The sequence below is a fragment of the Jhaorihella thermophila genome, assembly GCF_900108275.1.
Lineage (GTDB): Bacteria > Pseudomonadota > Alphaproteobacteria > Rhodobacterales > Rhodobacteraceae > Jhaorihella > Jhaorihella thermophila.
On record NZ_FNVD01000005.1, the window covers coordinates 195989 to 208781 of the forward strand.

Consider the following 12793-nt stretch of genomic DNA (forward strand, 5'->3'; position numbering starts at 1 on the left):
GACGCCGCCCGAGCCGGAAAACGGTTCCGGGCGGCGTTTCACAACAAGAGACCGCATTCATGGTATCAGCAGCAGAACAGATGGCGGCGAACACCAGCTGGGCCGCCCTTGGCAAGGCCACCGATCTGCGCAACCGGATCCTCTTTACCATCGGGCTTCTGATCGTCTATCGGCTGGGCACCTTCATCCCGGTGCCGGGCATCGACGGCGCCGCGTTGCGTGAATTCATGGAGCAGGCCGGTCAGGGGATCGGCGGCATGGTTTCCATGTTCACCGGCGGCGCGCTGGGGCGGATGGGCATCTTTGCGCTGGGGATCATGCCCTACATATCGGCCTCGATCATCGTGCAGCTGCTGGCGTCGATGGTGCCGTCGCTGGAGCAGCTCAAGAAAGAGGGCGAACAGGGCCGCAAGAAGCTGAACCAGTATACCCGTTACGGCACCGTGGCGCTGGCCACGTTGCAGGCCTACGGGCTGGCTGTGTCGCTGGAGGCGGGCGATCTGGCGACGGATCCGGGGCTGTTCTTCCGGTTTTCGGCCATGATCACGCTGGTCGGCGGGACCATGTTCCTGATGTGGCTGGGCGAACAGATCACCCAGCGCGGCGTGGGCAACGGCGTGTCGCTCATCATCTTTGTCGGCATTGTGGCGGAAATTCCGGCGGCACTGGCGCAGTTCTTTGCCTCGGGCCGCAGCGGCGCGATCAGCCCGGCGGTGATCGTCGGCGTGATCGTGATGGTGGTCGTGGTGCTGACCTTCGTGGTGTTCATGGAACGGGCGTTGCGCAAGATCCATATCCAGTATCCGCGCCGCCAGGTGGGAATGAAGGTCTATGACGGCGGGTCTTCGCATCTGCCGGTCAAGGTCAACCCCGCCGGCGTGATCCCGGCGATCTTTGCCAGTTCGCTTCTGCTGCTTCCGACCACGATCTCGACCTTCAGCCAGGGCGCGGCAAGCGGGCCGATCATGTCGTGGCTGCTGGCCTTTTTCGGACCCGGACAGCCGCTTTATCTGCTGTTCTACGCGGTCATGATCGTGTTCTTTGCCTATTTCTACACCTTCAACGTGTCGTTCAAGCCCGATGACGTGGCCGAGAACCTCAAGAACCAGAACGGCTTTGTCCCCGGCATCCGCCCCGGCAAGAAGACCGCCGAATATCTGGAATACGTGGTCAATCGGATTCTGGTGGTGGGCTCGATCTATCTGGTGGCGGTGATGCTGCTGCCCGAGTTCCTGCGCGGCCAGTTCGCGGTTCCGTTCTACTTTGGCGGCACCTCGGTGCTGATCGTGGTCAGCGTGACCATGGACACGATCCAGCAGATTCAGAGCCATCTCCTTGCGCATCAGTATGAGGGGCTGATCGAAAAGTCGCAGCTGCGTGGCAAGGGCAATCGCAAACGCGGAAGAAGGGTACCGTCGCGTCGATGAATATCATACTTCTGGGGCCTCCGGGGGCAGGCAAGGGAACGCAGGCAAGGTTTCTGGTGGAAGAGCGCGGCATGGTGCAGCTGAGCACCGGCGACATGCTGCGCGAGGCCAAGGACAGCGGTTCCGAGATGGGCCGCCGCGTGGCCGAGATCATGGCCCGCGGCGAACTGGTCACCGACGAGATTGTGATCGGTCTGATCCGCGAAAAGCTCGAGGGCGAAGCCGGCGGCGGATTCATTTTCGACGGGTTCCCGCGCACGCTGGCCCAGGCGGATGCGCTGGGCGAGCTGCTGGAGTCGATGGGGCAGAAGCTGGATGCGGTGATCGAGCTGGCGGTCGATGACGAGGCGCTGATCGCCCGGATCACGGCGCGGTCCACCTGCGGCAGTTGCGGCGAGGTCTACAACGACATCACCAGGCCGATCCCGGCCGACGGCAAGTGCGAAAAATGCGGCGCGTCCGACTTTCGCCGCCGCGCGGACGACAACGAGGAAAGCCTGCGCAACCGGCTGATGGAATACTACAAGAAAACGTCGCCGCTGATCGGTTACTACTATGCCAAGGGCCTGCTGCATCGGGTCGATGGGCTGGGCGAGATCGACGAGGTGCGCACCTCCATAGCCGGGGTGCTGGACAGTCTGTAATTGGGGGCTTGACGCAATCGCGAAAAGCCCATATCGACCCCCATCCCGCAAGGGAATCGCTTCGCGCGGAAGGGATTCGCCTGCCCGCGCGGGACCACCTCATGAACTGCTGGGCCCACTGGCATCGCCGCCAAGGTCGAGCGTTGTGAAAAAAGGTTCTGGAATTACGGAACCGCAACGAAAGGAAGAAGAAACGTGGCACGTATTGCCGGCGTTAACATCCCGACTGCAAAGCGGGTGCCCATCGCCCTCACCTATATCCACGGAATCGGCCGCACCTCGGCCGAGAAGATCTGCGAAGCTGTCGGCATCGAGCCGAGCCGTCGCGTGAACGAACTGTCGGACGCCGAAGTCCTGAAGATTCGTGAACATATCGACCAGAACTACACGGTCGAAGGCGACCTGCGCCGCGAAGTGCAGATGAACATCAAGCGCCTGATGGATCTTGGCTGCTATCGTGGCCTGCGTCACCGCCGGAACCTGCCGGTTCGCGGCCAGCGCACCCACACCAACGCCCGCACCCGCAAGGGGCCGGCCAAGCCCATCGCCGGCAAGAAGAAATAAGGAGGCAGGAACATGGCTCGTGACAAGACCCGCCTTCGCCGCAAGGAACGCAAGAACATCGCCGCTGGCGTGGCGCATGTGAATTCGACCTTCAACAACACCAAGATCCTGATCTCGGACGTGCAGGGCAACGCGATTGCCTGGTCCTCGGCCGGCACGATGGGCTTCAAGGGCTCGCGGAAGTCGACCCCCTATGCCGCCCAGCTGGCCGCCGAAGACGCCGGCCGCAAGGCGCAGGAGCATGGCGTCAAGACGCTGGAAGTCGAGGTTCAGGGCCCCGGTTCGGGCCGTGAATCGGCGCTGCGGGCGCTGGCTGCGATCGGCTTCAACATCACGTCGATCCGCGACGTGACGCCGATTCCGCACAACGGCTGCCGCCCGCCCAAGCGTCGCCGCGTCTGAGCGCAAGAAATCATCGCTGGGGCCGTGTCATCCGCACGGCCCCAGCACGCCGTTTTGAACCTCGGGCGTCTGCGCCTTTCGGACATGGGGCGCAGACAGGAATGGAGGGTACTACATGATCCACAAGAACTGGCAGGAACTGATCAAGCCGACGCAGCTCGAGATCAAGCCGGGCGCCGATCCGTCGCGGCAGGCCACGATCGTCGCCGAACCGCTGGAGCGCGGCTTTGGTCTGACGCTGGGCAACGCGCTGCGGCGGGTGCTGCTGTCGTCGCTGCAGGGGGCTGCGATCACCAGCGTGCAGATCGACAACGTCCTGCACGAGTTTTCCTCGGTCGCTGGCGTGCGCGAGGACGTGACCGACATCATCCTGAACCTCAAGGGCGTCGCCCTGAAGATGGAAGTCGAAGGGCCCAAGCGCCTGTCGATCTCGGCCCGTGGTCCTGCGGTCGTGACCGCCGGCGACATCAGCGAAAGCGCCGGCATCGAGGTTCTCAACCGCGATCACGTCATCTGCCACCTGGACGATGGCGCGGATCTCTACATGGAGCTGACCGTCAACACCGGCAAGGGCTATGTCTCGGCCGAGAAGAACAAGCCCGAAGACGCCCCGATCGGCCTGATCCCGATCGACGCGATCTATTCGCCGGTCAAGAAGGTTTCCTACGACGTTCAGCCGACCCGCGAAGGCCAGGTTCTGGACTATGACAAGCTGACCATGAAGGTGGAAACCGACGGCTCGGTCACGCCCGAGGACGCCGTGGCCTTTGCCGCGCGGATCCTGCAGGACCAGCTGTCGATCTTCGTCAACTTCGAGGAACCCGCAGCCGCCGGCCGCGCCGACGAGGGCGAAGAGCTGGAATTCAACCCGCTGCTGCTCAAGAAGGTGGACGAACTGGAACTGTCGGTCCGATCGGCAAACTGCCTGAAGAACGACAACATCGTCTATATCGGCGATCTGATCCAGAAGACCGAGGCCGAGATGCTGCGGACCCCGAACTTCGGCCGCAAGTCGCTGAACGAGATCAAGGAAGTGCTGTCGGGCATGGGCCTGCACCTGGGCATGGATGTCGAGGACTGGCCGCCGGACAACATCGAGGAACTGGCCAAGAAATACGAGGACGCCTACTGAGGCGTCCCGTCTCCACGGCGCGGCACTGCGCCGTGGACCCCGGGCACCCGCCCCAAGGAGAGCGGCTGACACGCATCGGCCGCCGGACAAAGCAAAACGTGAAAGAAGGAACTGAACAATGCGTCACGCAAAAGGCTATCGCCGCCTGAACCGCACCCACGAACACCGCAAGGCGATGTTCGCCAACATGGCCGGCTCGTTGATCGAGCACGAGCAGATCAAGACCACCCTGCCCAAGGCCAAGGAACTCAAGCGGATCATGGACAAGCTGATCACGCTGGGCAAGCGCGGCGACCTGCACGCCCGCCGTCAGGCGGCGGCCCGGCTCAAGCAGGACAAGCACGTCGCCAAGCTGTTCGAGGTTCTCGGCCCCCGCTATGCCGAGCGCAATGGTGGCTATACCCGCGTGCTCAAGGCCGGCTTCCGCTATGGCGACATGGCGCCGATGGCGATCATCGAACTGGTGGACCGTGACCCGAACGCGAAAGGTGCCGCCGACAAGGCCCGCCTTGCCGAAGAAGAGGCCGCCGAAGAATAAATCTCTGTTTTTCCGGCCGGTCCCACGGCCGAATATGCCGCCCCGACCCGTTCGGGGCGGCTTTTTCGTGCGGCTACATGGCCTCGAGCTCCGCCTTGACGACCTTTTCGAGCTGATCGACCGGGTGATTGGTCAGAGTCTTGGGGATCTCGGCCACGACCCGTTCGGCGACTTCTTTGTGCAACTCGTCGCGCAGCGCGCCGAGAACGTCCGGCGCTGCGGCGATCACGATGCGCTTGAACGCCCCCTTGTGCGCCTGCCTATAGAGGATCTCGGCAAGATCGCGGGCAAAGGTATCGCGCGCCAGATCGTGCCAGGCGTCCGCATCGTTCACGGCCGACTTCTGGTTCGGCCCCTTGTCGGCCCGGCGCCCGGCCTCGGTTTCCGGGCGGAAGGCCTCGCTGTCGAACTCTTCCTTGCGGATCACCTCAAAGTTGGGATCCTGATGATCGGTGATGTTGCGCAGGAACAGCGCCTTTTCCTGATCCGCGACGACGATCCAGATACCGTTCTTGAGTTCGATCATTTCAGTTACCCCTCTCTTGAATGCCCGGTCGCGTGGGCGGACCGTCCTTGTTCGAAACTGATCTTTGCATTCAGCCCCTTCGGCGCAAGAGGGTGAGGCCACGGGTCGCGGGGTTTCTTGCAATTGCCAGATCGCCCGCGCATATCAAGGGTCAAACCCCGAGGAGGCGCCATGTTCCGTATTCTGTTGATTGCGCTCACGCTGGTCTCCGCGGCGGCGGCAGGGGCCGAAACCCGCGTGCCGCAGTCTCCCGCCGAGATTTCGCTGAGCTTTGTTCCGGTGGTGAAGAAATCCGCTCCGGCGGTGGTGAACATCTATGCGCGCACGGTGACGCAGGAACGATCCCCCTTTGCGGGCGATCCGTTCTTTGAGCAGTTCTTTCGCGATTTCGCCCAGCCGCGCCCACGGATTCAGAACTCGTTGGGATCGGGGGTGATCCTGACGCCGGACGGAATCGTGGTGTCGAACTTTCACGTCGTGGGACGCGCGACCGACATCCGCGTGGTGCTGAAGGACCGGCGGGAATACGAGGCCGAGGTGCTGTTGGGCGACGAGGCGCTGGATCTCGCCATTCTCAGGCTGAAAGATGCGCGCGACCTGCCGTATCTGGAATTGCGCGATTCCGACAGGGTCGAGGTCGGCGAGCTGGTGCTGGCCATCGGCAACCCGTTCGGGGTGGGGCAGACCGTGTCCAGCGGCATCATTTCGGGGCTGGCGCGGTCGGGCACGTCGGTGGGCAACGAACGCGGCTATTTCATCCAGACCGACGCGCCAATCAATCCCGGCAACTCGGGCGGGGCGCTGATCGACGTGAACGGGCGGCTCATCGGCATCAACACCTCGATCCTGACCCGGTCCGGCGGGTCGAACGGCATCGGTTTTGCGATCCCCGCCAATCTCGTGCGCGAATTTCTCGCGCAGGCGCGGGCGGGAAACCGGGAATTCGTCCGCCCCTGGGCCGGGATGGCGGGGCAATCGGTGGACGCGGACCTGGCCGCCTCACTGGGGCTGGATCTGCCGCAGGGTTTCCTGATTTCCGACCTGCATCCGGCCAGCCCCTTTGCCCGCGCGGGCTTTCGCGTGGGCGACCTGATCACCCATGTTGACGGGCAAGAGGTCAATTCCCCCGCCGAGATGATGTTCCGCATGGTGGTGGCGGGGATCGGTCACAAGGCGCGGGTTACGCGGCTGCGCAATGGCCGGACGAAAGAGATCGAAGTCGCCATGATGCCGCCGCCCGACGATCCGCCGGCGGAAGAAACCGAACTGGGCGACCGCACCGTGTTTCCCGGCCTCAAGGTGGCGCGGATCAACCCGCGCACCATGCTGCGGTTCGGCCTGCCGCTGTCGCTGGACGGGGTGGTAGTGACCGAACCGGGCCCCTATGCCGGGCCGGCGGGGCTGCGCGCGGGGGATGTGATTGTCGCCATCAACGGCGAGGCGGTGGAACGGCCGCGCGACGTGCGCCGCGCCCTGACACGGCCGGGCCGCTGGCTGCGGATCGACCTGTTGCGGCAGGGCCAGCGGGTCAGTCTGCGGCTGAGGCTCTGACCGTCGTGGCCGACCTGTTCGACAGCCCCGAGGAAACCGGTGATCACGCCGCCCCGCACCGGCCGCTGGCCGACCGGCTGCGGCCGAGAACGCTGGCCGAAGTGATCGGGCAGGACCAGGTGCTGGGGCCGGATGCGCCGCTGCGGGTGATGCTGGAGTCCGGGTCGCTCGGCAGCCTGATCTTCTGGGGTCCGCCGGGGGTGGGCAAGACCACCATCGCGCGGCTTCTGGCCGATGAAACAGATCTTCATTTCGTGCAGATCAGCGCAATCTTCACCGGCGTGCCCGAACTGAAGAAAGTGTTCGAGGCGGCGAAGATCCGGCGGCAGAACGGGCAGGGGACGCTGCTTTTCGTGGACGAGATCCACCGCTTCAACAAGGCCCAGCAGGACGGATTCCTGCCGCATATGGAGGACGGCACGATCCTTCTGGTCGGGGCGACCACGGAAAACCCGTCCTTCGAGCTGAACGCCGCGCTGCTGAGTCGCGCGCAGGTGCTGGTGTTGGAACGGCTGTCGCTTGCGGATCTGGAACGGCTGATGCAGCGGGCCGAGGCCGAACTGGGCCGCAAGCTGCCGCTCACCGGTCCCGCGCGCGAGGCCTTGCAGGAAATGGCCGACGGCGACGGGCGGGCGCTGTTGAACCTGGTAGAGCAGGTCGCGGCCTGGCGGGTGGAGCAACCCCTGGACCCCGACGCGCTGGCCCGGCGGTTGATGCGACGGGCGGCGAAATACGACAAGAGCGGAGACGAGCATTACAACCTGATTTCGGCCCTGCACAAATCCGTGCGCGGCTCGGACCCGGACGCGGCGCTCTACTGGCTGGCGCGGATGCTGCAGGGGGGCGAGGATCCGCGCTATCTGGCGCGCCGGATCACGCGGATGGCGGTCGAGGATATCGGGCTGGCCGACCCGCAGGCCCAGACCATCTGCCTGCACGCCTGGGAAACCTATGAACGCCTCGGCAGCCCCGAGGGCGAACTGGCGCTGGCGCAGGCGGTGGCCTATCTCGCGCTCGCGCCCAAATCGAACGCGGGCTATGTGGCCTACAAGGCGGCGATGCGGCTGGCCAAAAAGACCGGCAGCGCGCCCCCGCCCAAGCATATCCTGAACGCGCCAACGGCGCTGATGAAGGACCAGGGCTATGGGGCGGGCTATGAATACGACCACGATGCCGAGGACGGGTTTTCGGGGCAGAACTATTTCCCCGAAGGCGTGAAACGCCCGGTGCTCTACCAGCCGGTCGAACGCGGGTTCGAGCGCGAGCTGAAACGCCGGCTGGACTATTTCGCGCGGCTTCGGGCGCGGCGCGGCGGGTAGGGCGGGCTCTTGCCCCCTGGCCTCTGATCGCTCATAAACGCCGGTGACTCGAGGTCGCGGCGCGCGATGCGCCACCAACCAGAAGGACAGCCGGGAAGATGACGACAAAAGCGCCTGAAATCAAGATCGTCGAAACCACGCGCATTGCCTGTGACGGCGGCGAAGGCGCGCTGGGCCATCCGCGGGTCTGGCTGCACATCCCCGAAGGGCAGGGCTGGATCGAGTGCCCCTATTGCGACTGCAAATACGTGCTCAAGGGCCACGAGGACAAGGCCGCCTGAGCCTCGGCACCCGCTGACGCGATCCTTTTCATGCCGCGTGTTCCCCGGCCGGAGGGCACGCGGCGATTGCGATGTGCGCCGTCATGGCCGATAACGGGCGCAGTCCGGCAGCAACAGGAACGGGTGGGCGACGCAGCATGACGGATTCGAATTTCGGCAAGGGGTGCCACCTGCACCTGATCGACGGCTCGGCCTTCATTTTTCGCGCCTATCACGCCCTGCCGCCGCTGACGCGGAAATCCGACGGTTTGCCCGTGGGCGCGGTGGCCGGGTTCTGCAACATGCTGCAACGCTATGTGGACGGCGACCACGGCGCGGATGCGCCGACCCATCTGGCGGTGATCTTCGATGCCAAGGGCGACAATTTCCGCCACAAGCTGTTTCCCGACTACAAGGCCAACCGCGAAGAGATGCCCGAGGATCTGCGCCCGCAGATCCCGCTGACGCGGGCTGCGACCGAGGCGTTCAACATCCCTTCGATCGAGCTCGAAGGCTTCGAGGCCGACGACATCATCGCCACGCTGACCTGCCGGGCGCGGCAGGCCGGGGGGCGGGTGACGATCGTGTCCTCGGACAAGGATCTGATGCAGCTGGTCGGCGGCGGGGTCGAGATGATGGACCCGATGAAAAACATCCGCATCGACCGCGACGGCGTGATCAAGAAGTTCGGCGTGCCGCCGGAAAAGGTCGTGGACGTGCAGGCGCTGGCGGGCGACAGCATTGACAACATCCCCGGCGCGCCGGGGATCGGGATCAAGACGGCGGCGCTTCTCATCAACGAATGGGGCGATCTGGAAACGTTGCTGGACCATGCCGAGGAGATCAGGCAGCCCAAGCGCCGTCAGACCCTGATCGAGAAACGCGACCAGATCGAGCTGTCGAAGAAGCTGGTGCAGCTCGACTGCAAGATGCCCCTGGACGTGTCGCTGGACGATCTGGAGCTGCGCGAGCCGGACCCGGACAAGTTGCTGGCGTTTCTGGCCGAGATGGAGTTTCGCACCCTGTCGCGGCGGATCGCCGAAAAGCTGGGGGTGGAGCCGCCGGTCATCCCCGAAAAGGCGCCGGACCCTGCCGGTGATGCGCCGGCACCGGACGATCAGCCTTTCGATTCGGCCAATTACGAATGCGTCCGCGACGCCCAGGCGCTGCAACGCTGGATCGACCTGATCCAGTTCCGCGGCTGGGTGGCGGTGGACACCGAAACCACCAGCCTGGACGAGATGCGCGCCGATCTGGTGGGTATCTCGCTGGCGGTCGAGCCGGGTTCGGCCTGCTACATCCCGCTGGGGCACAAGGACGGCGCGACCGATGACCTCTTTGGCTCGGACGCGCTGGCCGAAGGGCAGATGGACAAGGCGCAGGCGCTGGGCATGCTGAAGCCGGTGCTGGAGGACGACTCGATCCTGAAGATCGGGCAGAACATGAAATACGACGCCAAGATCCTGGCCCGGCACGGGATCGACGTCGCGCCGATCGACGACACGATGCTGTTGTCCTATGCCATGCACGCGGGCCTGCACGGGCATGGGATGGACACGCTGTCCGAACGCTACCTGAACCACACGCCGATCCCGATCAAGCCGCTGTTGGGCTCTGGCAAGTCGGCGATCACCTTCGACAAGGTCAAGATCGAGGACGCCGTGGCTTACGCCGCCGAGGATGCCGACATCACGCTGCGGCTGTGGCGCGTGTTCAAGCCCCAGCTGCACCGGGCGCGGGTGACAACCGTCTATGAGACGCTGGAACGCCCGTTGGTGCCGGTTCTGGCGCGGATGGAGATGGACGGCATCAAGGTGGACCGCGACACGCTCGGCCGCATGTCCAACGGGCTGTCGCAGAAAATGGCCGCGCTCGAATCCGAGATCCACGAACTGGCGGGCGAGGAGTTCAATGTCGGCAGCCCCAAACAGCTGGGCGAGATCCTGTTCGACAAGATGGGGATCGAGGGCGGCAAGCGGGGCAAGACCGGCGCCTATGCCACGGGGGCGGACGTTCTGGAAGATCTCGCCGCCGAGGGCAACGAACTGGCGGCGCGGGTGCTGGACTGGCGGCAGCTGGCCAAGCTGAAATCGACCTATACGGATGCGCTGCAGGACCACATCAACCCGGAAACGGGGCGGGTGCATACGTCATATGTGATCGCGGGGGCGAACACGGGGCGGCTGGCCTCGACCGATCCCAACCTGCAGAACATCCCCGTGCGCACCGAGGAAGGCCGCCGCATCCGCAAGGCATTCGTCGCCGAGCCGGGCAACAAGATCGTGTCGCTGGACTACAGCCAGATCGAATTGCGGATTCTGGCCCATATCGCCGATATCCCGGCGCTGAAACAGGCCTTTGCCGACGGGCTGGACATCCACGCCATGACCGCCTCCGAGATGTTCGACGTGCCGCTGGACCAGATGACGCCGGAGATCCGCCGCCGCGCCAAGGCGATCAATTTCGGGGTGATCTACGGCATCTCGGCCTTTGGCCTGTCGCGCAACCTGCGCATTCCGCGCAGCGAAGCGCAGGAATTCATAGACCGCTACTTCGAACGCTTCCCCGGCATCCGGGCCTACATGGACGACACGGTTGCCTTTGCCAAGGAGCACGGGTTCGTCCGCACCCTGTTCGGCCGGCGCATCAATACGCCGGAAATCGCGGCCAGGGGGCCGCGGGCCGGGTTCGCCCGCCGCGCGGCGATCAACGCGCCGATCCAGGGCACGGCCGCGGACGTGATCCGGCGGGCGATGATCCGCATGCCCGACGCGATCGCCGGCCTGCCCGCGAAGATGCTGTTGCAGGTGCATGACGAACTGCTGTTCGAAGTGGCCGAGCATGCGGTGGACAAGACCATCGAGATCGCCCGCTCGGTGATGGAAAACGCGCCCGAACCCGCGGTGAAGCTGGACGTGCGGCTGACCGTGGACGCAGGCGTGGGTGACAACTGGGCCGAGGCGCACTGACCCGTCAGGCCGGCATCCAGCCCAGGGACTCGCGCGTGTCCGGCGTGGTGGGGTTGTATTCGGCGCTGATCCAGCCGTCATAACCGCTGGCTTCGATAGCGTCGAACAGCGTGGCAAAGTCGATCGGGCCGGACCCCGGTTGGCGGCGGTCCGGGGCCTGCCCGATCTGAACGTGAAAGGCGCGATGGCCAAAGCGGCGCCAGACCTCCAGCGCGTCGCCGTGGATCATCTGGGCGTGATAGCTGTCGAATTGCAGTCCGACATTGGGCCGGTCCACCCGGTCCAGCACCCGCGCGGCAAGGCCGTAGTCGTTCAGGAAATATCCCGGCTGGTTGCTCGCGTTCAGCGGCTCGATGGTGAACCGCCTGCGCGGCCAGGTGTCGGCCAGCCATTGCAGGTTTGCCACGAAGGTCTCTTCGGCCCGCGGATCGTCCGTGTAACCGGCCATCACATGGATCAGGCCGGGGCGCAGTTCCTCGGCAAAGCGGTCCACGCGGCGCATGTCGTGGCGAAACCGCTCCACGCCGTCGGGCAGGGCGGCATAGCCCGGCGTGCCGCCGGTGTAGTTGGGGGGTGGCGCGTTGAACAGCACCAGTTCCAGCCCGTTGGCGATCAGGCGGCGGCGGATCTCTTTTGCGGCGACGTCATAGGGAAAGAGGATCTCGACGCCCGCGAACCCCGCGCGCTCGGCGGCCTCGAAACGGTCGAAGAACGGCAGTTCGGAAAACAGCAGCGAGATGTTGGCGGCGAGGCGGGGCATTGGCTCGGAATCCTTGTTCGGTCCGTTCAGGCTTAGCGACCCGGCCGCGCAAAGGAAAGGAGTCCGAAAACGACACCTTGTCGAATCCGGGCCAGACGGAAGCCGCGAATCAGAGGATTGAGGAGCAAGGAACGCAACGGATCTTGCGGGTGTTTCCATGACCTATCCCTATGATCCGGCGGGGTTTTCGCAGGTTGGTGCGATCCGCCGGGGCGGTATTCTTTCGGGCAATGCCTTGTGTGTGGCCTCGATGGTCACATGGGCCGCGGGCTTTCCGGCGGCCGAGATCCTGCTGGACAGCTGGCACCCCGCTGCGCTGACCGCCGCGCGGCTGGTGCTGGCGGTGGCGATCCTGCTGCCGGTCTGGATCATGGCGGACGGGCCGGCTGCGGCGCGTCACGCGCGCTGGGGGCATGGCCTGATGGTGGGCGGCATGGGCTTTGGGCTGGGGGCGTTCTTTCTGCTCAAGGCGCAGGCGCTGACCGATCCGGTGACGGTGGCGCTGATCGCCTCGGCCTCGCCGCTGGCGGCGACGCTGCTGGAGATGGCGCAGCGCAGCCGCAGGCTGACGCCCGGTTTCGTGCTGGGGCTGGCGGCCTCGGTGATCGGCGGCGCGGTGGCCACGCAGGGCACGCCCTCGGCCGATCTGGGGATGGGGGCGGCCTATGCGATTGCCTCGGTCTTTGTCTTTGCCTAGGGCA

General features: G+C 65.0%; 13 protein-coding genes. 11 read left to right on the plus strand and 2 right to left on the minus strand.

Features of this window, described 5'->3' with window-relative positions; genetic code table 11:
• The first annotated feature begins 59 nt into the window (after positions 1-59).
• The 6 genes from secY to rplQ all read left to right on the plus strand — a co-directional run bounded on the left by secY (position 60) and on the right by rplQ (position 4707).
• Positions 60-1427, plus strand: coding sequence for a preprotein translocase subunit SecY (secY, locus tag C4S70_RS08340; protein ID WP_104007652.1), 1368 nt, complete (start codon positions 60-62; stop codon positions 1425-1427).
• Positions 1424-2071: an adenylate kinase gene (locus C4S70_RS08345; protein WP_104007653.1), complete on the plus strand. Its 648-nt coding sequence runs from the start codon at positions 1424-1426 to the stop codon at positions 2069-2071. The genes secY and C4S70_RS08345 overlap by 4 nt, the downstream gene beginning before the upstream one ends.
• A 195-nt stretch (positions 2072-2266) precedes the next feature.
• A complete protein-coding gene (gene rpsM / locus C4S70_RS08350) occupies positions 2267-2635 on the plus strand; it encodes a 30S ribosomal protein S13 (protein WP_104007654.1) in 369 nt (122 codons plus the stop codon).
• A 12-nt stretch (positions 2636-2647) separates the two neighbouring features.
• Positions 2648-3037: a 30S ribosomal protein S11 gene (gene rpsK / locus C4S70_RS08355; RefSeq protein WP_104007655.1), complete on the plus strand. Its 390-nt coding sequence runs from the start codon at positions 2648-2650 to the stop codon at positions 3035-3037.
• Between the two features lie 115 nt (positions 3038-3152).
• The gene (locus C4S70_RS08360; RefSeq protein WP_104007656.1) at positions 3153-4169 is read left to right on the plus strand and encodes a DNA-directed RNA polymerase subunit alpha; all 1017 of its coding nucleotides are present in this window, start codon (positions 3153-3155) and stop codon (positions 4167-4169) included.
• A 118-nt stretch (positions 4170-4287) separates the two neighbouring features.
• Entirely contained in the window at positions 4288-4707 is a 420-nt protein-coding gene (rplQ, locus tag C4S70_RS08365) for a 50S ribosomal protein L17 (RefSeq protein ID WP_104007657.1), read from the plus strand.
• Between the two features lie 73 nt (positions 4708-4780).
• Here rplQ and C4S70_RS08370 read toward each other — a convergent pair whose 3' ends face one another.
• On the minus strand, positions 4781-5233 hold the full coding sequence (locus C4S70_RS08370) for a host attachment family protein (protein ID WP_104007658.1): 453 nt from the start codon (positions 5231-5233) through the stop codon (positions 4781-4783).
• A gap of 171 nt (positions 5234-5404) precedes the next feature.
• Here C4S70_RS08370 and C4S70_RS08375 point away from each other — a divergent pair, with 171 nt between their 5' ends.
• From C4S70_RS08375 to polA, 4 genes are all read left to right on the plus strand, one after another.
• Positions 5405-6784 carry a trypsin-like peptidase domain-containing protein gene (locus C4S70_RS08375; RefSeq protein WP_104007659.1) on the plus strand — a complete coding sequence of 460 codons (1380 nt, stop codon included), beginning with the start codon at positions 5405-5407 and terminating at the stop codon, positions 6782-6784.
• Between the two features lie 5 nt (positions 6785-6789).
• Positions 6790-8103 (plus strand): replication-associated recombination protein A, encoded by a 1314-nt coding sequence (locus C4S70_RS08380; RefSeq protein WP_104007660.1) that lies wholly within the window; start codon positions 6790-6792, stop codon positions 8101-8103.
• Positions 8104-8201: 98 nt separating this feature from the next.
• Entirely contained in the window at positions 8202-8384 is a 183-nt protein-coding gene (locus tag C4S70_RS08385) for a zinc-finger domain-containing protein (protein ID WP_104007661.1), read from the plus strand.
• A gap of 137 nt (positions 8385-8521) precedes the next feature.
• Positions 8522-11332: a DNA polymerase I gene (gene polA, locus C4S70_RS08390; RefSeq protein WP_104007662.1), complete on the plus strand. Its 2811-nt coding sequence runs from the start codon at positions 8522-8524 to the stop codon at positions 11330-11332.
• Positions 11333-11336: 4 nt separating this feature from the next.
• Here the strand turns inward: polA and C4S70_RS08395 are convergent, their stop codons facing one another.
• Complete coding sequence (locus tag C4S70_RS08395) at positions 11337-12092, minus strand: hydroxypyruvate isomerase family protein (RefSeq protein WP_104007663.1); 756 nt, start codon at positions 12090-12092, stop codon at positions 11337-11339.
• Between the two features lie 157 nt (positions 12093-12249).
• Between C4S70_RS08395 and C4S70_RS08400 the strand changes: the two genes are divergently transcribed.
• Positions 12250-12789, plus strand: a complete 540-nt coding sequence (locus C4S70_RS08400; RefSeq protein ID WP_104007664.1) for a DMT family transporter — start codon at positions 12250-12252, stop codon at positions 12787-12789.
• Positions 12790-12793: the final 4 nt, after the last annotated feature.

Excerpts from the sequence above, each read along its gene's own strand:
- secY (WP_104007652.1), top strand. The coding sequence starts at position 60 with ATGGTATCAGCAGCAGAACAGATGGCGGCGAACACCAGCTGGGCCGCC.
- C4S70_RS08345 (WP_104007653.1), top strand. The coding sequence starts at position 1,424 with ATGAATATCATACTTCTGGGGCCTCCGGGGGCAGGCAAGGGAACGCAG.
- rpsK (WP_104007655.1), top strand. The coding sequence starts at position 2,648 with ATGGCTCGTGACAAGACCCGCCTTCGCCGCAAGGAACGCAAGAACATC.
- C4S70_RS08360 (WP_104007656.1), top strand. The coding sequence starts at position 3,153 with ATGATCCACAAGAACTGGCAGGAACTGATCAAGCCGACGCAGCTCGAG.
- rplQ (WP_104007657.1), top strand. The coding sequence starts at position 4,288 with ATGCGTCACGCAAAAGGCTATCGCCGCCTGAACCGCACCCACGAACAC.
- C4S70_RS08370 (WP_104007658.1), bottom strand. The coding sequence starts at position 5,233 with ATGATCGAACTCAAGAACGGTATCTGGATCGTCGTCGCGGATCAGGAA.
- C4S70_RS08375 (WP_104007659.1), top strand. The coding sequence starts at position 5,405 with ATGTTCCGTATTCTGTTGATTGCGCTCACGCTGGTCTCCGCGGCGGCG.
- C4S70_RS08385 (WP_104007661.1), top strand. The coding sequence starts at position 8,202 with ATGACGACAAAAGCGCCTGAAATCAAGATCGTCGAAACCACGCGCATT.
- polA (WP_104007662.1), top strand. The coding sequence starts at position 8,522 with ATGACGGATTCGAATTTCGGCAAGGGGTGCCACCTGCACCTGATCGAC.
- C4S70_RS08395 (WP_104007663.1), bottom strand. The coding sequence starts at position 12,092 with ATGCCCCGCCTCGCCGCCAACATCTCGCTGCTGTTTTCCGAACTGCCG.
- C4S70_RS08400 (WP_104007664.1), top strand. The coding sequence starts at position 12,250 with ATGACCTATCCCTATGATCCGGCGGGGTTTTCGCAGGTTGGTGCGATC.